Annotated in this window: 17 protein-coding genes; 2 read left to right on the top strand and 15 right to left on the bottom strand. The window is 65.2% G+C overall.

Annotated features, from left to right (window positions below; all coding sequences use genetic code 11):
- Positions 1-164: 164 nt before the first annotated feature.
- Together FHS02_RS27565 and FHS02_RS27560 are read left to right on the top strand one after the other, a co-directional pair.
- The gene (locus FHS02_RS27565) at positions 165-665 is read left to right on the top strand and encodes an SET domain-containing protein (protein ID WP_137316233.1); all 501 of its coding nucleotides are present in this window, start codon (positions 165-167) and stop codon (positions 663-665) included.
- Positions 666-946: 281 nt separating this feature from the next.
- Positions 947-1,453 carry a DUF2628 domain-containing protein gene (locus FHS02_RS27560; protein ID WP_137316232.1) on the top strand — a complete coding sequence of 169 codons (507 nt, stop codon included), beginning with the start codon at positions 947-949 and terminating at the stop codon, positions 1,451-1,453.
- A gap of 59 nt (positions 1,454-1,512) precedes the next feature.
- Here FHS02_RS27560 and FHS02_RS27555 read toward each other — a convergent pair whose 3' ends face one another.
- From FHS02_RS27555 to rsmH, 15 genes are all read right to left on the bottom strand, one after another.
- A complete protein-coding gene (locus FHS02_RS27555; protein WP_137316231.1) occupies positions 1,513-2,016 on the bottom strand; it encodes a peroxiredoxin in 504 nt (167 codons plus the stop codon).
- Between the two features lie 187 nt (positions 2,017-2,203).
- Positions 2,204-3,406 (bottom strand): cell division protein FtsZ, encoded by a 1,203-nt coding sequence (ftsZ, locus tag FHS02_RS27550; protein WP_137316230.1) that lies wholly within the window; start codon positions 3,404-3,406, stop codon positions 2,204-2,206.
- A gap of 159 nt (positions 3,407-3,565) precedes the next feature.
- On the bottom strand, positions 3,566-4,798 hold the full coding sequence (ftsA, locus tag FHS02_RS27545; protein WP_131147587.1) for a cell division protein FtsA: 1,233 nt from the start codon (positions 4,796-4,798) through the stop codon (positions 3,566-3,568).
- Between the two features lie 102 nt (positions 4,799-4,900).
- Complete coding sequence (locus FHS02_RS27540) at positions 4,901-5,665, bottom strand: cell division protein FtsQ/DivIB (RefSeq protein ID WP_137316229.1); 765 nt, start codon at positions 5,663-5,665, stop codon at positions 4,901-4,903.
- 6 nt (positions 5,666-5,671) lie between these two features.
- Positions 5,672-6,640, bottom strand: a complete 969-nt coding sequence (locus FHS02_RS27535) for a D-alanine--D-alanine ligase (protein WP_371861435.1) — start codon at positions 6,638-6,640, stop codon at positions 5,672-5,674.
- Between the two features lie 10 nt (positions 6,641-6,650).
- Entirely contained in the window at positions 6,651-8,051 is a 1,401-nt protein-coding gene (gene murC, locus FHS02_RS27530) for a UDP-N-acetylmuramate--L-alanine ligase (RefSeq protein WP_137316227.1), read from the bottom strand.
- Between the two features lie 60 nt (positions 8,052-8,111).
- Positions 8,112-9,179, bottom strand: coding sequence for an undecaprenyldiphospho-muramoylpentapeptide beta-N-acetylglucosaminyltransferase (gene murG, locus FHS02_RS27525; protein WP_137317676.1), 1,068 nt, complete (start codon positions 9,177-9,179; stop codon positions 8,112-8,114).
- A 44-nt stretch (positions 9,180-9,223) separates the two neighbouring features.
- Positions 9,224-10,435, bottom strand: a complete 1,212-nt coding sequence (gene ftsW, locus FHS02_RS27520) for a putative lipid II flippase FtsW (RefSeq protein WP_137316226.1) — start codon at positions 10,433-10,435, stop codon at positions 9,224-9,226.
- Positions 10,435-11,961, bottom strand: coding sequence for a UDP-N-acetylmuramoyl-L-alanine--D-glutamate ligase (murD, locus tag FHS02_RS27515; protein ID WP_137316225.1), 1,527 nt, complete (start codon positions 11,959-11,961; stop codon positions 10,435-10,437). The genes ftsW and murD overlap by 1 nt, the downstream gene beginning before the upstream one ends.
- Positions 11,962-11,977: 16 nt before the next feature.
- The gene (gene mraY / locus FHS02_RS27510; RefSeq protein ID WP_137316224.1) at positions 11,978-13,147 is read right to left on the bottom strand and encodes a phospho-N-acetylmuramoyl-pentapeptide-transferase; all 1,170 of its coding nucleotides are present in this window, start codon (positions 13,145-13,147) and stop codon (positions 11,978-11,980) included.
- Positions 13,148-13,149: 2 nt separating this feature from the next.
- Entirely contained in the window at positions 13,150-14,550 is a 1,401-nt protein-coding gene (locus FHS02_RS27505) for a UDP-N-acetylmuramoyl-tripeptide--D-alanyl-D-alanine ligase (RefSeq protein WP_137316223.1), read from the bottom strand.
- The gene (locus tag FHS02_RS27500) at positions 14,550-16,082 is read right to left on the bottom strand and encodes a UDP-N-acetylmuramoyl-L-alanyl-D-glutamate--2,6-diaminopimelate ligase (RefSeq protein WP_371870592.1); all 1,533 of its coding nucleotides are present in this window, start codon (positions 16,080-16,082) and stop codon (positions 14,550-14,552) included. Before FHS02_RS27500 ends, FHS02_RS27505 begins: the two co-directional genes overlap by 1 nt.
- Positions 16,083-16,090: 8 nt before the next feature.
- The gene (locus FHS02_RS27495) at positions 16,091-17,869 is read right to left on the bottom strand and encodes a peptidoglycan D,D-transpeptidase FtsI family protein (protein ID WP_137316221.1); all 1,779 of its coding nucleotides are present in this window, start codon (positions 17,867-17,869) and stop codon (positions 16,091-16,093) included.
- A complete protein-coding gene (gene ftsL / locus FHS02_RS27490) occupies positions 17,866-18,138 on the bottom strand; it encodes a cell division protein FtsL (RefSeq protein WP_137316220.1) in 273 nt (90 codons plus the stop codon). The genes FHS02_RS27495 and ftsL overlap by 4 nt, the downstream gene beginning before the upstream one ends.
- Entirely contained in the window at positions 18,135-19,112 is a 978-nt protein-coding gene (rsmH, locus tag FHS02_RS27485; RefSeq protein ID WP_137316219.1) for a 16S rRNA (cytosine(1402)-N(4))-methyltransferase RsmH, read from the bottom strand. The genes ftsL and rsmH overlap by 4 nt, the downstream gene beginning before the upstream one ends.

Below are 19,112 nucleotides of genomic sequence, written 5' to 3'. Positions count from 1 at the left end.
TTCATGATGACGCCTCCCTCGATATCGTGGCTTGTTGACACTTCCACTTTGGCACATCGATGCCGTTTCGGAGGGGGCGTCCATCCCATTGCCTTGTAAATCGGCCGTGGCCCAACCGTGCCCAACAGAGCCGCGCCAAGCATGAAAAACGGTATGATATTCACATGACCACTGCCACCGCCAAACCGAAAAAGTCCGCCATCATCGACGTGCACGATTCGCCGATCCACGGCAAGGGTGTCTTTGCCCGCCGCAAGATCCCGGCCGGTACCCGTATCATCGAATATACCGGCGAGATCGTCGACTGGGACGAAACCTGCCGCCGCACCGCCGAGAAGGGCGGCCCGATCAACCATACCTTCTTCTTCACGCTCAATAACGGGCTGCTGATCGATGGCGGCGCCGGCGGCAACGAGTCGCGCTTCATCAATCACTCGTGCGACCCGAACTGCGAAGCGATGGAAGAGGATGACCGCGTGTTCATCCACGCGCTGCACGACATCGAAAAAGGCGAGGAACTGCGCTACAACTATGGCCTGATCTACGACGAGCGCCATACCCCGGCCGTGAAGAAGGCGTTCGCCTGCCGCTGCGGCGCGCCGAACTGCACCGGCATCATGTTGGCGCCGAAGAAACGCAGCCGGGGCAAGAAGGCAGCGGCGTAAGTTGTAACAGGCGTAGCTGATCTACAATGAAACAGCGACGGTTCAGTCAGCAGCGAACTTCGTTCTTTCACGCCCGATGACGAAAGCTGCCGAGAATTCCGCAGCCAAGGCTGTAGACCCGCGTCATCAGTCACCTCTGGCACGGACACACCGATGGCTGCGGCCAGCGGCAGCATCACAGGCCTGACGAGCGACGGATCGCGGCGCGGAAAGGCCGGGCGCTGGCGAAACCGTGGCAGCGAAAGTCACTGATATTGCTCATTCGCAATATTGAGCGCGACATGAAATTCTATGCTCCTTGTTCCTGTCGCCGGCAGCCGGCCGGCGCGTATATCAAGGAGATGCTCATGGAGGCTTGTGAACGCTGCGGTACCGGGACAGTCAAGGTGGGCGGATGTGCCGGGTGTAATCCCAACCTGCATCAGTCGCTGGATGGATTGTCCGCTGTGTGGAAAATGCGTTTCGCCATGATCGAACGTGCGGGCGGCTCGACGTATTCAAACATCGCAGCCTTGTCGGTAATGGAAAGGTTCAGGATCATGTTTAATTTCTGGGCATTCCTGTTCGGCACCTTTTACTTCCTGGCGAAAGGGATGTGGCGGCGCGCGATCACCTACACCGTTGCGGTGTTCACGGTTGCAGCGGTGATCGACATTTTCCTTGACGCGTCCGGCTCCGCCAGCACGCTGTTCCATCCGATGAATTACGCTGGGCCGATGTTATTCGCTTGCACGGCAAACCTCTGCTATTACAAGGAAAAGGTTCTTGGCGACCGCGGGTGGTGGTAGCACATAAACAAAAATGCCGCGAACATGCCGCGGCATTTTCACATCAAGGTCAATTCGCGTTACACCTGCCCCAGCAGCGTCTCCGCGTTCGACACTTCGAACTTGCCGCCCTGCTCGACGTTCAGCTGCTTGACGACGCCGTCTTCGACCAGCATCGAATAGCGCTGCGAGCGCGTGCCCATGCCGAACTTGGAGAAGTCGGCGTCCAGGCCCAGGGCCTTGGCGAATGCGGCGTTACCGTCTGCCATCATGCGCACGATGCCGGTGGCTTTCTGTTCGCGGCCCCAGGCGCCCATCACGAACGCGTCGTTGACCGACACGCACCAGATCTCGTCCACGCCCTTCGCCTTGAACGCGTCGGCATGCTGGACGAAGCCTGGCACGTGCTTGGCCGAGCAGGTCGGCGTGTAGGCGCCCGGCAGGCCGAAGATCGCGATCTTCTTGCCCTTCACGAGCTCCTGCACGTTGAACGTGTTCGGACCCAGCGAGCACGCTTCGGTTTCCACTTCGATGAATTCGGACAGCGTGCCTTCCGGCAGCGTATCGCCGATCTTGATGGTCATATGGTTCTCCTCGAATCTTGCGCAACAAAAAAAATGCCGCTCATGGGTGGCTGCACCCAGGGCGGCAGCTCCGGCAGTATGCCAGAGCGCGAGCGAACCCGCTCGAAGACGCCGGCCCCTCTCGCGAAGGCCGGCGCGGCGGAGTTCGCGAGAACTCCGCAATGACCAGCGGGTAGCCGCTACCGTATCAGTCGGCCTGCTTGCGCAGGAATGCCGGGATATCGTAGGTTTCCATGCCGTTCTTTTCCATCGCGCGCACCTGCTCGGAAGCCGATTCGCGGCGCCACACGGCCGGTGCTTTCTGGCCTTCGAAGTTGTGGCCGGCGGCCACGCCCATCGCAACCGACGCGGCAGCCCCGCCCAGCCCGGCCTGCGGGTTCAGCGGGTTGTTGTGGGTACCGGTGCGCAGCATCTGCTGCGGTACCAGCTGCACGTGCTTCTTGTTCTTGCCCAGGCCCGTGGCCACCACGGTCACGCGGATCGAATCGCCCATCGAATCGTCGTAGGCGATGCCCTGTGCGATCGATGCATCCGGTGCGGCGAAGGCGCGCACTGCCGCCATCACTTCCTTGATCTCCTTGCCCTTCAGCCCGCGGCTGGCGGTCACGTTGACCAGCACGCCGCGCGCGCCGGACAGGTCGATGCCGTCCAGCAGCGGCGACGCCACTGCCTGTTCGGCGGCGATGCGTGCGCGGTCCACGCCGGCGGCGGTGGCGGTACCCATCATCGCCTTGCCCTGCTCGCCCATGATCGTCTTCACGTCATTGAAGTCGACGTTGATGTGGCCCGGCACATTGATGATCTCGGCAATGCCGGCCACCGCGTTGTTCAGCACATCGTCGGCATGCTGCAGCCATTCGATCAGCGACTCGTCCTCGTAGATCTCTTCGAGCTTCTCGTTCAGGATCACGATCAGCGAATCGACATTCTGCGACAGCTGCTCCAGGCCTTCGTCGGCGATTTCCATGCACTTCTGGCCTTCGTGCGAGAACGGCTTCGACACCACCGCCACCGTCAGCGCGCCCAGCGATTTCGCCACTTCGGCGACGATCGGCGCGGCTCCGGTGCCGGTACCGCCACCCATGCCGGCGGCGATGAACACCATGTGCGCGCCGCGCAGCGCATCCTCGATGCGCGCACGCGACTCTTCGGCCAGCTTGCGGCCGACGTCGGGCTTCATGCCCGCACCCAGGCCGGTCTCGCCGATCTGGATGATGTTGTCGGCCTTGGAAGCCGACAACGCCTGGGCATCGGTATTGGCGGCGATGAATTCCACCCCGCTCATGCCCTTGTTGATCATGTGCTGCACCGCGTTACCGCCCGCGCCGCCCACACCGACCACCTTGATCACCGTTCCCAGTGATGCGTTATCGACCATATCGAACTCCATGATGTGCTCCTAGTTGAAAGCGCCCGTCAAGCGCCAGCCTTCATATCGGTAGAGGCCGGGGGTTGAAGAATGCGTATATATGAAAATAGTTTACCCTGTTGTTACCGTTTTGGGTGCATCGCAGGCCGCCGTCAACGCGGCAGGCCCGCAAGCGCCCCCTCAGAAGTTCCCGAGGAACCATTCCTTCATGCGTTGCCAGACCGCCTTCACGGACCCGTCCTGGCGCGTCACGATATGACCGCGCAAATACTGCTTCTTCGCTTCCAGCAGGAGGCCGAGCACGGTGGCATAGCGGGGGCTGCGCACCACGTCGGCCAGCTGGCCGCGATAGTCCGGCGTGCCGAGGCGCGCCGGTTTCAGGAAGATGTCCTCCGCCATTTCGACCATGCCAGGCATGATCGAGGAGCCGCCGGTCAGCACGATGCCGGACGAGAGCACGCCCTCGTATCCGGACTCGCGCACGACCTGGTGCACCATGGCGAACAATTCCTCCACGCGCGGCTCGATGACGGCAGCCAGCGCCTGGCGGGACAGGTTGCGGGGGCCGCGGTCGCCCAGGCCCGGCACTTCCAGGTGTTCCCCCGGATCTGCCAGTACCTGCTTTGCCACGCCGTAGCGGATCTTGATTTCTTCCGCTTCGGACGTGGGCGTCCGCAAGGCCATCGCTATGTCGTTGGTGATCTGGTCACCGGCGATCGGGATCACTGCCGTATGGCGGATCGCGCCGTCCGAGAACACTGCAACGTCGGTGGTGCCGCCGCCGATATCGATCAGCACTACACCCAATTCCTTTTCGTCCGGCGTGAGCACGGCATCCGCGGATGCCATCGGCTGCAGGATCAGGTCGGAGACCTCGAGCCCGCAGCGCCGCACGCACTTGACGATGTTCTGCACGGCGCTCACCGCGCCCGTGACGATATGTACCTTCACTTCCAGCCGGATGCCGCTCATGCCGATCGGCTCGCGCACGTCTTCCTGGCTGTCGACGATGAATTCCTGCGGCACCGTGTGCAGCAGCTGCTGATCAGTAGGGATGTTAACGGCCTTCGCCGTTTCAATGACGCGCGCGACGTCGGTGGCCGTGACTTCCTTTTCCTTGATCGCCACCATGCCGCTCGAATTGAAGCTGCGGATATGGCTGCCCGCGATGCCCGCATACACATTGCGGATCTTGCAGTCGGCCATCAGCTCGGCTTCCTCGAGGGCGCGCTGGATGGATTCCACGGTCGCTTCGATGTTGACCACCACGCCCTTCTTCAGGCCTTTCGATTCGTGCTGCCCCAGCCCGATCACTTCGTGGCGGCCATCGCCCATCACTTCGGCGACCACGGCCACCACCTTCGAGGTGCCGATGTCGAGACCGACGATCAGGTTTTTCGCGTCTTTTGTCATTATTTGCTCGTTAAATTCGTTTCGCTCTGCTTGGCCCGTTGCGGCCTGTTCTTCAGCTTTTCTTCTGCGCTATTTCTTCGCTATTTCGTCGCTATTTCTTGACTATTTCTTTGCCTTCTCAGCCGGTATCTTCAGGCCCGCCGCCGACAGCGCCAGCCCGTTCTGGTAGCGCATGTCGATCGTTTCGATGTCCGGCACGCGCGCCGCCAGTTGCGGCCACACCGACACCAGCCGCGCCACGCGGTCCTTCAGCATCGTCGGCGTCTGCTCGCGGCCCAGCGCCACCACGGCGCCGCTGTCCAGCGTCACCGTCCACGCGTACCGGCTCGACAGCGCCAGCCCGGCCGGCACCAGCCTGGCCGGGGCAAACCACTTGCGCAGTTCGGCGTAGCGCGACAGCACTTCCTTCTCGCTGCCGTCCGGTCCGGAGAACTGCGGCAGTTCGTGATCCTCTTCCGCCTCGGCCAGGTTGGCCGTGAACACATCGCCCTTCACCGACAGCAGCCGGCCATCCTCGCCCCACGTGCCCAGCGCCTCGTGCTCTTCCACTTCCACGATCAGCTGGTTCGGCCATTCGCGCCGCACCGTGGCGCGCCGTACCCAGGGCACCGCCTCGAACACCTGGCGCACCTGGTCCAGGTTGGCCGTGAAGAAGTTGCCGGGAATGCGGCCCTGCGTGCCGTTCTTCAGCGTCAGCAGGTTGACGTGGCGCAGGTCAGCTTGCTCGATCGCCTCGACACGGATCGTGCGCAGGTCGAAGACCGGCCGGTGCGCGATCCACCAGACGCCGGCGGCGACGCAAACGGCAAACACCAGCGCGAAGATGCCGCTGGCGGTTGCGTTCAGGGCTTTTGCGTCGTGCCACATCGCCTGTTATCCCTTGATCTTCAAACGCGCGCTGCGCAGGATTTCCACGCACAGCGCCTCGTACGACATGCCCTCGGCCCGCGCCGCCATCGGCACCAGCGAATGGCTGGTCATGCCGGGCGACGTGTTCGCCTCCAGCAGGAACGGCCGGTTGTCGCTGTCGCGCAGCAGCACGTCGACACGCGCCCACCCTTCGCAGCCGAGCGTGCGATAGGCTTCCACGGCGATGCGGCGCATCTCGGCCTGGATCGCCTCGTCGAGCTGCGGCGGGCAGAAGTACTGCACGTCGTCCGTGAAATACTTGTTCTGGTAATCGTAGTTGCCCTTCGGCGCCACGATCTCGACGACCGGCAGCGCACGCGCGCCGGCGCCGGTGCCCAGCACCGCCACGGTGAACTCGCGGCCGGACACGAACGATTCGGCCAGCACCGAATCGTCCAGCGGCGCGCACTTGGCATACGCCGCGCCGAACTGGTCCACCGCGTCGACTTTCGAAAAACCGATCGACGAACCTTCATGCGGCGGCTTCACGATCAGCGGCAGGCCAAGCCGCGCGGCAACGGCCGGCAGGTCGGAAGCATCGTCCAGCACCGCGAATTCCGGCGTCGGCAGGCCGGCCTTCAGCCACAGGATCTTGGTGGTGATCTTGTCCATCGCCACCGAGCTGGCCATCACGCCGCTGCCCGTGTACGGAATGCCCAGCAGTTCCAGCGCGCCCTGCAGCGTGCCATCCTCGCCATAGCGGCCGTGCAGCGCGATGAACACGCGATCGAATTTTTCAGCGGCCAGCTCGGCCAGCGAACGCTGGCCCGGATCGAACGGGTGCGCGTCGATGCCCTGGCTGCGCAGCGCCTCCAGCACGCCCGTGCCGGACATGATCGACACTTCGCGCTCGGCGGAACGGCCGCCGAACAGCACGCCGACCTTGCCGAACGATTGCGCTTCTTCTTTCGTGATACCCGTACTCATGTTCATGCCTCGTCATTCATGCCGTGTAGTTAAGCAGTTTCGCGGGAACGCCGCTGATCGAGCCCGCTCCCATCGTCAGGACCACGTCGCCATCGCGCACCAGGTTCATGATCGTTTCCGGCACCTCGGCGATCGTTTCGACGAATACCGGCTCGGTCTTGCCGCGCGCGCGGATCGCACGCACCAGCGAACGGCCGTCGGCACCGACGATCGGCGCTTCGCCGGCCGGATACACTTCCACCAGCACCAGCAGGTCCACCACCGACAGCACGCGGGCGAAATCCTCAAACAGGTCGCGCGTGCGGGTATAGCGGTGCGGCTGGAACGCCAGCACCAGCCGGCGGCCCGGATACGCGGCGCGCGCGGCGGCCAGCGTCACTTCCGTTTCGACCGGGTGATGGCCGAAGTCGTCCACCAGCGTGAAGGTGCCACCGGCATTTCCCTTGCCCTGGATCGCCACCTCGCCGTACTTGGTGAACCGGCGGCCCACGCCGGCGAAACCGGCCAGGCCGGCCTGCGTGGCACTGTCCTCGATGCCGATCTCGCGGGCAATCGCCACGGCCGAGCAGGCGTTCTGCACGTTGTGCATGCCGGGCTGGTTCAGCACCACGTCGAGGGCCGGGAAGCCTTCCTGCAGCACCGTGAAATGCATCTGCGTGCCGACCGCGCGGGCGTTCACCGCGCGCACCTCGGCGTCCTCGGCGAAGCCGTAGGTGGTGACCGGCTTGGTCACCTGCGGCAGGATGCTGCGCACGTGCGGATCGTCGATGCACAGCATTGCGCGGCCGTAGAACGGCAGCCGGTGCGTGAAGTGCACGAAAGCCTGCTTCAGCTTCTCGAAATCGTGCTCGTACGTATCCATGTGGTCGGCATCGATGTTGGTGATCACCTCGATCATCGGCGCCAGGTTCAGGAACGATGCATCCGATTCGTCCGCCTCGGCCACCAGGTATTCGCCGGAACCCAGCTTGGCATTGGCGCCGGCCGCGGTGAGCCGGCCGCCGATCACGAACGTGGGGTCCAGGCCGCCCTGGTACAGCACCGAAGCGACCAGCGACGTGGTCGTGGTCTTGCCGTGCGTGCCGGCGATCGCGATGCCCCGCTTCAGGCGCATCAGCTCGCCCAGCATCACGGCGCGCGGCACGATCGGGATTTTCTTCGCGCGGGCCGCGACCACTTCCGGGTTGTCCGCCGCCACGGCGGTGGACGTGACGACCGCATCGGCCGCGCCGACATACTCGGCCGCATGGCCCTGGAACACGGTGGCACCCATGCCGGCCAGGCGCTGGGTAACGGCGTTACTGCCCAGGTCCGAGCCGCTGACGTTGTAGCCGAGCGTGACCAGCACCTCGGCAATGCCGCTCATGCCGCTGCCGCCGATGCCGACGAAGTGAATATTCTTGACCTTGTGTTGCATGTTTGTGTTCGTCCGTGTTCTGCCAGGGGTCGGTAATGTCGATTAAGCCAGTCGTGCCGGTTATGCCAATTGTTCGAGTACGTTCGCGATCGCTTCGTTCGCGTCGCGCTTGCCCACCGCGTGCGCCGCCACGGCCATGCCGCGGCAGGCATTGCGCGTCAGCGTCTGCAGCAGCGTTGCCATGGCCTGCGCGGTCAGTTCGGTCTGCGGCATGTGGATCGCCGCATTCTGCTTCGCCATCCATTGCGCGTTGTCGCGCTGGTGGCTGGTGGTCGACGCCACCAGCGGCACCAGTACGCTGGCCACGCCGGCCGCCGTCAGTTCCGACACGGTGATGGCGCCGGCGCGGCAGATCACCACGTCCGCCAGCGCATAGGCGCTGGCCATGTCGTCGATGAAGTCGACCACGCTGGCCTGCACGCCCGCCTGCGCATAGCCGGCGCGCAGCGCATCGATGTTCTTCTTGCCCGACTGGTGCGTGACCAGCGGACGTTCGCCTTCCGGCAGCAGGGCCAGGGCGGCCGGCAGCGCATCGTTCAGCGCCTTCGCCCCCAGGCTGCCGCCGACGACGAGGATGCGCAGCGGCCCCTCGCGGCCGGCGAAGCGCACTTCGGGTGCCGGCAGCGCGAGGATTTCCTTGCGCACCGGGTTGCCCGTGACGACGGCCTTGCCGGCCGCGCGGCCGAAGTCGGCCGGGAAACCGAAGCACACCTTCGAGGCGACCGGCGCCAGCGTCTTGTTCGACAGCAGCAGCGCCGCGTCGGCATTGACGAGCACCAGCGGCACGCCGCGCAGCTTCGTCATCATCCCGCCCGGCACGGTCACGTAGCCGCCCATGCCCAGCACCACGCCCGGATTCCGGCGCTTCAGTATTCCGTAGCAATCCCGGAATGCCTTCAGCATCTTCAGGCCGCCGGAGACCGTGTGGCCCAGGCCCTTGCCGCGCATGCCGGAAAAATGGATGGTGTCCATCGCCACGCCCGACTTCGGCACCAGGTCGCCCTCCATGCCATGCGACGTGCCCAGCCACGACACTTCCCAGCCGCGCGCGCGCATCGTCTGCGCGATCGCCAGGCCGGGGAAGATGTGGCCGCCGGTGCCGGCCGCCATGATCACGAGCTTCTTCATTGGTGTGTTCATCGTCGTGCCTGATGGGGTACCTGCCGGCGTCGTCATGTGCGGCCTCCCCGCATCAGCACCCGGTTCTCGTAGTCGATGCGCAGCAGGATCGCCAGGCCGAGGCAGTTCACCAGCACGCCCGTGCCGCCATAGCTCATCAGCGGCAACGTCAATCCCTTGGTGGGCAGCAGCCCCAGGTTAACTCCCATGTTGATGAATGTCTGGATGCCGATCCAGATGCCGATGCCCTTGGCGACCAGGCCGGCGAAGGTCTGGTCGATGGCGATCGCCTGGCGGCCGATCTCGAAAGCGCGTTTAACGATCCAGTAGAACATTCCGATGACAGCGAGCACGCCGATCAGTCCCAGTTCCTCGCCGATCACGGCCAGCAGGAAGTCGGTATGCGCTTCCGGCAGGTAGTGCAGCTTTTCCACGCTGCCGCCCAGGCCCACGCCGAAGATCTCGCCGCGGCCGAAGGCGATCAGCGAGTGCGTCAGCTGGTAGCCCTTGTCCAGCGCATTGGCTTCGTCCCACGGGTTCAGGTAGGCGAAGAAGCGCTCGCGCCTGAATTTCGACAGCGCGATGATCGACACGAACACCGTGACCAGCATGCCGGCGATGCCGCCGAACCAGATCGCGTTCACGCCGCCAAGGAACAGGATGCCCATGGCGATGCAGACGATCACGCCGAACGCGCCCAGGTCGGGCTCGAGCAGCAGCAGCAGGCCGACCACGCTGACCGCCAGCGCCATCGGCAGGAAGCCCTTGGTCAGCTTGTGCATGTATTCCTGCTTGCGCACCGTGTAGTCGGCGGCGTACAGCACGATGAACAGCTTCATCAGCTCGGAAGGCTGCAGGTTGTAGATCTTCAGCGACAGCCAGCGCCGGCCGCCGTTCACCACCACGCCCACGCCGGGGATCAGCACCAGCAACAGCAGGAACATCGTGCCGAGGAACAGGTAAGGCGCCCAGCGCTGCCAGGTGGCGACGGGAATGCGGAACGCGACAAACGCCACCACCGAGGAGATCGCGATGAACGTGGCCTGGCGCGTCAGGAAATAGGCATTGTCATACGAGGCGTACTTGCGCGAGTCGGGCAGCGCGATCGACGCCGAATACACCATCACCATGCCGAGCAGCAGCAGCAGGATGATCACCCACAGCAGCGGCTTGTCGTACTCCATCATCCGCGACTGGCGCGCGCGGATGTCGATCGGCGTGATCGAGCCACTGCCGGAGAACTTGAATGGCAGCTGGAAGGCCATCAGATCTCCTGTCCCGCGTCGAGCGCGATGTCGCGCACGGTGTCGATGAACACCTGGGCGCGATGCGCGTAGTTCTTGAACATGTCCAGGCTGGCGCAGGCGGGCGACAGCAGCACGGAATCGCCGCTGAGCGCCGCCGCGGCAGCGGCCCGGGTAGCCTCTTCCAGCGTGGCGAAGTCTTCCAGCCGCACGCCGGTTCCCGCCAGCGCCGCGCGGATGGCCGGCGCGTCGCGGCCGATCAGCACCACGGCGCGCACGTAGCGCGACACGGGACCTGCCAGCGGATCGAATTCCTGGCCCTTGCCGTCGCCGCCGGCGATCAGCACGATCTTCTGCGCCTCGCCGCCGAAGCTCTTGCCGAGGCCGTCGATGGCGGCCACGGTGGCGCCCACGTTGGTGCCCTTGCTGTCGTCGTAGAAGTCGACGCCGTTGATCGAGGCTACCAGTTCCACACGGTGCGGCTGGCCGCGATAGTCGCGCAGGCCATGCAGCAGCGGCGCGAAAGGCAGCCCGATCGCGCGGCACAGCGCCAGCGCGGCCAGCGCGTTGGTGGCGTTGTGCGTGCCGCGGATCTGCAGCGCGTCCGCCGGCATCAGTTTTTTCGCGTACGTCTCGACCGCCGGCACCGGCTCGTTCTTGCGGCGTTTCTTCGCCGGCTCGGCATCGTCGGTCGGCTCCGCGGTGGCCAGCCACCACACGCCCCGTTCGTTGACGAGGCCAAAGGTATTCACGCCTTCGGGCTCGCCGGTGCCGAAGGTGACATTGGTGCCGACCGGATTCGCCATCCGCATGGTCCAGGCGTCGTCGCGATTGAGCACGCGCACGGTGCGCTCGCCGAAGATGCGCGCCTTGTCGGCGGCATAGGCTTCCATGCTGCCGTGCCAGTCGAGGTGATCCTGCGTCAGGTTCAGCACCGTGGCGGCATCGGCGCGTAGCGAGTACGTGGTGTGCAGCTGGAAACTGGACAGCTCCAGCACCCAGGCCTGCGGCAGCGAATCATGTAACTGAGCTTCCGGCTGCGCGGCATCCATCGCTTCGCGCAGCACGTCCAGCGCGGCCGGGCTGATGTTGCCGGCCACCTTCACCGACAGGCCGGCACGCTCGCACAGCTGGCCGGTCAGGGTGGTGACGGTGGTCTTGCCATTGGTACCCGTGATCGCGATGACCTTCGGCGCATAGCCGCGGTCGGTCTCCAGCCACGCCAGCGCCTGGGCGAACAGTTCGATTTCGCCCCAGACCGGGATGTTCTTCTGCTGCGCGGCCGGCAAAATTTGCGACAGTTCGCGGTTCGGCGCCAGGCCGGGGCTCACGGCAACGAAGTCCACGCCGTCCAGCAGCGCGGCATCGAACGGTCCGGAGATGAATTGCGTGCCGGGCACCGTTTCGCGCAGCGCCGGCAGGCGGTCCGGCACGGCGCGCGTATCGGCCACACGCAGCAGCGCGCCGCAGCGGGCCAGCCACTGCGCCATCGCCAGGCCCGATTCGCCAAGGCCCAGCACCAACGCGATTTTGCCGTTGTAGATCATCGTCGCTCGTCGCCCGTTATCGCAGTTTCAGGGTCGAAAGACCCACCAGCACCAGCATCATGGTCACGATCCAGAAGCGCACCACGACCTGGGTTTCCTTCCAGCCCTTTTGTTCGAAGTGGTGGTGCAGCGGCGCCATCAGGAATACGCGGCGGCCCTGGCCATAGCGCTTCTTCGTATATTTGAACCAGCCCACCTGGATGATCACGGACACCGTTTCGGCAACGAAGATGCCGCCCATGATGAACAGCACGATTTCCTGGCGCACGATGACGGCGATGGTGCCCAGCGCGCCGCCCAGTGCCAGCGCGCCGACGTCGCCCATGAAGACCTGCGCGGGGTGCGTGTTATACCAGAGGAAGGCCAGGCCCGCGCCGGCCATCGCGCCGACAAAGATGATCAGTTCGCCCGCGCCGGGAATGTGCGGGATAAACAGGTACTTCGAATAGGTGGCACTGCCGGTCAGGTAGGCGAACAGGCCGAGCGCGGAGCCGACCATCACGGTCGGCATGATGGCGAGACCGTCCAGGCCATCCGTGAAATTGACGGCGTTCGACGAACCCACGATCACGCAATAGGTCAGCGCGATGAAGCCCCACACGCCTAGCGGATAGCTGATCGTCTTGAAGAACGGCACGATCAGGTCGGCCTTCGGCGGCAGGTCCATCGAAAAGCCGGACTGCACCCAGTTGAAGAACAGCTTGAACACTTCGGCCGGCGTCGGCGCCGACACGGAGAACGCCAGGTACAGCGCGGCGGCCACGCCGACCAGCGACTGCCAGAAATATTTTTCGGCCGAGCGCATGCCCTCCGGGTCCTGGTTGACCACCTTGCGATAGTCGTCCACCCAGCCCACCGCGCCGAAACCCAGCGTGACGACGATGACCGGCCAGATCAGCCGGTTCGACCAGTCGCACCACAGCAGCGTGGAAACGCCGATCGAAATCAGGATCAGCACGCCGCCCATGGTCGGCGTGCCGTGTTTTTTCAGGTGCGTCTGCGGGCCGTCGGTGCGCACGGCCTGGCCGTACTTCATCGCGGTCAGCTTGCGGATCACGGCGGGACCGGCGACGAGGCCGATCACCAGCGCCGTGATCGTGGCGAACACGGCGCGGAATGTAATGAAGGTGAAGACGCGGAAGGCGCCGATATCGTCCTGCAGGTACTGTGCGAGCCAAAGCAGCATGATCAGTGGGTTTCCTTGTTAGCTTGTTGCGATCCAATCAAATGCTGCACGACCCGCTCCATCTTCATGAAACGGGAGCCCTTGATCAACACCGTGGTGTCCGGCGTGACTGCCGCGTCGACTGCCGCGAGCAATGCGTCGAACTGTTCGAAATGACGGGCCGCGCCGGCGCCCGGCATGCTCATATGCCTGGCCAGTTCGCCCGTCACGAGCACCTGTTCGATGCCCTTCTGTGCCGCATAGGCGGCGATCTCTTCGTGGAATTCCTTTCCCTGCGTTCCCACTTCGCCCATGTCGCCCAGCACCAGCACGCGCGGCGCCGGGCTGTTCGCCAGCACGTCGATCGCGGCGCGTACCGAGTCGGGGTTTGCGTTGTACGTATCGTCGATGACGATGGCGCCATTGGCGGCCCGCTTGCGCTGCAGGCGGCCGCTGACCGGCGCGAAGGTCTCGAGCCCCGCCTTGACGCGGTCGAACGAAATGCCGGCTGCGGCCGTGCAGGCGATGGCGGCCAGCGCGTTGCGCACGTTGTGCTCGCCGGCTGCCTGCAGGGCGGCATAGAACTGGACCAGTTCGCCATCACTGCAGCGGATCGACACGAACATCTGGTTGCCGAAATCCGCCGGGCGGAACGTGCAGCTCACATCGGCCTCCTTGGTCAGGCCGAAGGTGATCGTGCGGCGGCTGCCGGCAAGCTCGCGCCAGATCGGCGTGAATTCGTCGTGCGACGGGAACACCGCCGTACCGTCGGCTGGCAGCGCGGCCAGCGCGGAGCCGTTTTCGCGCGCCACCGCTTCCACGGTGTGCATGAATTCCTGGTGCTCGCGCTGGGCATTGTTGACCAGGGCGATGGTCGGCGCGGCGATGCGCGCCAGGCGGCCGATCTCGCCCGGGTGGTTCATGCCCAGTTCGATCACGGCGGAAGAATGATGCGGTGCCAGCCGGAACAGCGTGAGCGGCACGCCGATCTCGTTATTCAGGTTGCCGCGCGTCGCCAGCCGGTCTTCCTCGCCATGCGCGGCGGCCAGGATGGCGGCGATCATTTCCTTGACCGTGGTCTTGCCGTTGCTGCCGGTGACGCCGATCACCGGCAGGTCGAACTGGCTGCGCCACCAGCTGGCGATCTGGCCCAATGCGGCCAGCGTATCGGGAACCACGATTGCCGGCGAAGTCCAGCCTTCCGGCACGCTCTCGACGACGACGGCGGCCGCGTTGTGCGCCACCTGGGGCAGGAAATCATGGGCGTCGAAATGCTCGCCGCGCAGCGCGACGAACAGGGCGCCCGGCGCCACCGTGCGGCTATCGGTCGACACGCCGTCGAAAGCGATCGTTTCGGAGCCGGACGCTCCCTGCAGGCGCGCACCGGAGAGCGCGCCAAGAATCTCGTGCAACGTGGCGCGCATCAGTTCGACCTCATCATCGTCAATCGGGCCGTCAGCGCCAGCTGGGCGTGGTCGGCATCGGAGAACGGCAGTTTCTTGCCCTTGATTTCCTGGTACGGTTCATGGCCCTTGCCGGCCACCAGGATCACGTCGTTCTTCGCCGCGTGCTTGACGGCGGAAAGGATCGCGGCGGCACGGTCCTCGATCGCCTGCGCGGGACGGGCGGCATCCATGCCTGCCACGATCTGCGCGATGATCGCGTGCGGATCTTCGCTGCGCGGATTGTCGCTGGTCACCAGCACGTGGTCCGCCGCCTGCGCGATGCGGCCCATCTGCGGGCGCTTGCCCGGGTCGCGGTCGCCGCCGCAGCCAAACACGCACCACAGCTGGCCGCCGCGGTCGGTGGCCACCGGGCGCAGTGCCTCGATGGTTTTTTCCAGCGCATCGGGCGTGTGGGCGTAATCGATGACGACCATCGGCGCATCGTTGCCGCCGACCAGCTGCATGCGGCCCGGCGCCGGCGTCAACGCTTCGATCGCATCGACGGCGGCGCGCAGTGGCATGCCCTTCGCCAGCAGCGCACCAAGCACGCCCAGCGCGTTGCTGACGTTGAACGCGCCCACCAGCCGTGTCTTCACCTGCGCGGCGCCATACGGCGAATCGAGGTGGAACTCGGTGCCGGCACTGCGACTCCTGACCTGGCTGGCGCGCAGCAGCGCCATGCCTGGCACCTGCGCAGCCGCGCCGGCAACCTCGGCCTCGCTCCTCAAGGTGTAGCCGATCACCTTGGCATCCCTCACCTGCGAGGCCATCCGCACGCCGGCCGGATCGTCCAGGTTGATCACGGCGGCCTTCAGGCCGGGCCAGGCAAACAGCTTCTGCTTGGCCGCTTCGTAGGCTTCCATCGAACCATGAAAATCGAGGTGGTCGCGCGTCAGGTTCGTAAACAGCGCCACGTCGAAATGCATGCCCGCCACGCGGCCCTGCTCCAGGCCGATCGACGACACCTCGATCGCCAGCGCGCGGGCGCCGGCGGCGCGGCATTCGTCCAGCGTGCGGGCCAGCAGCACCTGGTCCGGCGTGGTGTAGCCGGTGGCTGTGAATTCGGGCTCGGTGCGCCCATGGAACAGGCCTACGCCCAGCGTGCCGATGACGGCCGCGGTTTCGCCGGCGCGCGACAGTGCATGGCCCAGCCACACGGCCGACGACGTCTTGCCGTTGGTGCCCGTGATGCCGACCGTGAACATGCCTGCGTCCGGCATGCCGTACACGGCATGCGCGATCGGACCGGCCTGCTGCTTCAGGTTTGCCACCGGCAGGCCGGCCACGCGCCATTCCTCATTCCAGGCGAATCCCTGCGGGTCGTACAGCACGGCCGCGGCGCCCTGCTCGATGGCCCGCTCGATGAAGTTGCGGCCGTCGCCGGCGTCGCCCGGGTAGGCGAAGAATATGTCACCCGGCCGGATGCGGCGCGAGTCCGAAGCCAGCTGGCCGTTCGGCGCCGCTTCCCTGATCCAGTTACCGATCTTGTCGATGTCGTCGTTTTTATTCATGTTCGTCATTACATGGCCTCCCCGTCGTTGTTCGTCGGAGCCACGATTTCCGTCACGGTGGAATCGGGAGGCACGTTCATGGCGCGCAGCGCGTTTTCCGCGACCTTGGCAAACGTGGGTGCGGCCACCTGGCCGCCGAAACGGCCGCCCTGGGTCGGCTCGTCGATCATCACCGCGATCACGAAGCGCGGTGCCGACAGCGGCACGATGCCCACGAAGGAGCCGATGTACTTGCGCGGGATCGGGTAGCGGCCGTTCTCCACCTTGTAGGCGGTACCCGTCTTGCCGCCCACGCGGTAGCCCGGGATCTGCGCCTGCTTGGCGGTACCGTCCTTGCCGGTGACGACCATTTCAAGCATCTCGCGCATCTGGCGCGCGGTCTGCGGCTTGATGATCTGCTGGCCCTGCGGCAGCTCGTGGCTTTTCTGGAAAGTGAGGGGAATCGTGTCGCCGTCGCGGGCAAACATCAGGTACGAGCGGGCCAGCTGGATCAGCGATACCGAAATGCCGTTCCCGTAGCTCATCGTGGCCTGTTCGATCGGGCGCCAGTTCTTGTATGGACGCACGCGGCCGGCAACGGCGCCGGGGAAGCCCCACTTCGGCTGCTGGCCGAAACCGACCTTGGTAAACATTTCCCACATGTCCTGCGGCGGCATCGACAGCGCGATCTTCGACGTGCCGATATTGGACGACATCTCCATGACCTGCTGCACGGTGATCACGTGGTGCGGCTTGGTGTCGCTGATCGTGCGGTCCTTGATCGTCAGGCGGCCGTTGCCGGTGTCGATGTGGGTGTACGGCGTGACCACGCCCTTGTCCAGCGCCAGCGCCACGGTGATCGACTTCAGCGTCGAACCCGGCTCGAACGAGTCGGTCATCACCCGGTTGCGCAACTGCGCGCCGGTCAGTTTGCGGCGGTCGTTCGGATCGTAGCTGGGGTAGTTCGCCAGCGCCAGCACTTCGCCGGTGTGCACGTCCAGCACCACGGCGGCGCCGGCCTTGGCGGCGAATTTCTCGACCGCGGCCTTCAGCTGCGTGAACGCGATGTACTGGATCTTCGAATCGACCGACAGCACCAGGTCCTTGCCGTCGTGCGGTTCGTGCTTGGCGCCGATATCCTCGACGATGTGGCCCAGGCGATCCTTGATCACGCGGCGCGTGCCGGGCTGGCCCACCAGCGTTTTCTGGTGCGCCAGCTCCATCGATTCCTGGCCCACGTCTTCCACGTTGGTGAAGCCCACCACGTGCGTCATCACTTCGCCCTGCGGGTAGAAGCGCTTGTATTCCTTGCGGGTGTCGATGCCGTCGATCTTCAGCTTGGCGATCTGGTCGGCCACGTCCTGCTCGACCTGCCGCTTCAGGTAAACGAAGTTGCGGTCGGAGTCGAGTTTCTTGCGCAGCTCGGCCTCGCTCATGTCGAGCAGGCCGGCCAGTGCGCGCAGCTTTTCCGGCGGCGCCTGCAGCACGTCGTCCGGAATCGCCCAGATGGCCTTGACGGGAACCGACGATGCCAGCACCTGGCCGTTGCGGTCCATGATCTTGCCGCGCGTGGCGGGCAGCTCGATGGTGCGCGCGTAGCGGATTTCGCCCTGCCTCTGCAGGAACTGGGTGGACAGGCCTTGCAGCCACAGCGCCCGCACCGCCAGCGCGGCAAACGCGGCGAACAGCACGAACAGCACCACGCGCGAACGCCAGGTGGGCAGCCGCACGGCGAGCACGGGGCTCTTCGAGAACGACACGCCTTTCGAGGCGGCCACGCGGGAGCTTGCGGCGTTCGAGCGGCTCATTCCTCGCCCTCCGTCAGGTATTGCGTGCGCGCCGGCGTCAGCTGGGTCATGCCCAGGTCGCGGTGCGCGATATCCTCGATGCGGGCGTGCTTGCCCAGCGTGGACTGGTCCAGCTGCAGCTGCGCCCATTCGATGTCGAGCTGGCGCGCCCTGGACTGCGCCCGTTCCAGCTCGATGAACAGGTGGCGCGCCTGGTATTGCGCGTTAACGAGCGACAGCGCGCAGCCCACCAGCAGCGCGGCCAGCACGGCGGCGAGCTTGCCGCTCATGCCGGCCTCTCGTGTCTGGAAGTCGTTCCCGGGAGCCGCATGGCCACGCGCATCACCGCCGAGCGGGCACGCGGGTTGTCGTCGACTTCCCGGTCGGAAGGCTTGATCTTGGCCAGCAGCTTGACTTCCGGCTGCGGCAGGTCGACGGCGCGGATCGGCAGCCGGCGATCCGGCTGCGGCACATTGGCGCGCTCGGCAAGGAAACGCTTGACGATGCGGTCTTCCAGCGAATGGAAGCTGATGACGGCCATGATGCCGCCCGGCGCCAGCGCGTCGTATGCCTGCTTCAAGCCTGCCTGGAGGTCCTCAAGCTCTTGATTGATGTAAATCCGGATAGCCTGAAAGGTCCTTGTGGCCGGATCCTTGCCCTTCTCCCGGGTTTTGACCGCGCCTGCCACGATGCCGGCAAGCTGTCGTGTGCTTGAAATTGGTTCGACTGCCCGGCGAGCAACAATCGCCTTTGCAATCTGAAAAGCAAACCGTTCTTCCCCATAATCCCTGATCACCTTTTCAAGAGTCTGTTCAGATTCCGTGGCCAGCCATTCGACCGCGGAGATGCCGCGTGTGGTGTCCATCCGCATGTCGAGCGGCCCGTCATTGCGGAATGAGAAGCCGCGCGCGGCGTCGTCGACCTGCGGCGACGAGATGCCCAGGTCGAGCAGCACGCCGTCCACCTGGCCAATGCCGCGTTCGGCGAAAGCGGCCGCCATCGTGGCGAAACTGTCGTGCACGATGGTGAAGCGCGGGTCTTCGATGGTTTGCGCGGTAGCGATCGCCTGCGGGTCCTTGTCGAACGCGACGAGGCGGCCGTTCGCGCCAAGGCGCGACAGCAGCAGGCGGCTGTGGCCGCCGCGGCCGAACGTGCCGTCGACATAGATGCCGTCGGCGCGTGCGCCGGCAATGGCAAGCGCGTCGACCGCTTCGTCCAACAGCACCGTACGATGCTGGAATTCTGGCACCGCTGTGTTCGTCAT

This window comes from Pseudoduganella umbonata (assembly GCF_014192225.1).
GTDB lineage: Bacteria > Pseudomonadota > Gammaproteobacteria > Burkholderiales > Burkholderiaceae_D > Rugamonas > Rugamonas umbonata.
The sequence above is the reverse complement of the archived record's forward strand: the minus strand, read 5'-3'. Positions and strand labels throughout refer to the sequence as shown.

Bases quoted from the DNA above. Each gene is read 5' to 3' on its own strand.
- FHS02_RS27565 (WP_137316233.1), top strand. From the start codon at position 165: ATGACCACTGCCACCGCCAAACCGAAAAAGTCCGCCATCATCGACGTG.
- FHS02_RS27560 (WP_137316232.1), top strand. From the start codon at position 947: ATGAAATTCTATGCTCCTTGTTCCTGTCGCCGGCAGCCGGCCGGCGCG.
- FHS02_RS27555 (WP_137316231.1), bottom strand. From the start codon at position 2,016: ATGACCATCAAGATCGGCGATACGCTGCCGGAAGGCACGCTGTCCGAA.
- ftsZ (WP_137316230.1), bottom strand. From the start codon at position 3,406: ATGGAGTTCGATATGGTCGATAACGCATCACTGGGAACGGTGATCAAG.
- ftsA (WP_131147587.1), bottom strand. From the start codon at position 4,798: ATGACAAAAGACGCGAAAAACCTGATCGTCGGTCTCGACATCGGCACC.
- FHS02_RS27540 (WP_137316229.1), bottom strand. From the start codon at position 5,665: ATGTGGCACGACGCAAAAGCCCTGAACGCAACCGCCAGCGGCATCTTC.
- FHS02_RS27535 (WP_371861435.1), bottom strand. From the start codon at position 6,640: ATGAACATGAGTACGGGTATCACGAAAGAAGAAGCGCAATCGTTCGGC.
- murC (WP_137316227.1), bottom strand. From the start codon at position 8,051: ATGCAACACAAGGTCAAGAATATTCACTTCGTCGGCATCGGCGGCAGC.
- murG (WP_137317676.1), bottom strand. From the start codon at position 9,179: ATGAAGAAGCTCGTGATCATGGCGGCCGGCACCGGCGGCCACATCTTC.
- ftsW (WP_137316226.1), bottom strand. From the start codon at position 10,435: ATGGCCTTCCAGCTGCCATTCAAGTTCTCCGGCAGTGGCTCGATCACG.
- murD (WP_137316225.1), bottom strand. From the start codon at position 11,961: ATGATCTACAACGGCAAAATCGCGTTGGTGCTGGGCCTTGGCGAATCG.
- mraY (WP_137316224.1), bottom strand. From the start codon at position 13,147: ATGCTGCTTTGGCTCGCACAGTACCTGCAGGACGATATCGGCGCCTTC.
- FHS02_RS27505 (WP_137316223.1), bottom strand. From the start codon at position 14,550: ATGCGCGCCACGTTGCACGAGATTCTTGGCGCGCTCTCCGGTGCGCGC.
- FHS02_RS27500 (WP_371870592.1), bottom strand. From the start codon at position 16,082: ATGAATAAAAACGACGACATCGACAAGATCGGTAACTGGATCAGGGAA.
- FHS02_RS27495 (WP_137316221.1), bottom strand. From the start codon at position 17,869: ATGAGCCGCTCGAACGCCGCAAGCTCCCGCGTGGCCGCCTCGAAAGGC.
- ftsL (WP_137316220.1), bottom strand. From the start codon at position 18,138: ATGAGCGGCAAGCTCGCCGCCGTGCTGGCCGCGCTGCTGGTGGGCTGC.
- rsmH (WP_137316219.1), bottom strand. From the start codon at position 19,112: ATGACGAACACAGCGGTGCCAGAATTCCAGCATCGTACGGTGCTGTTG.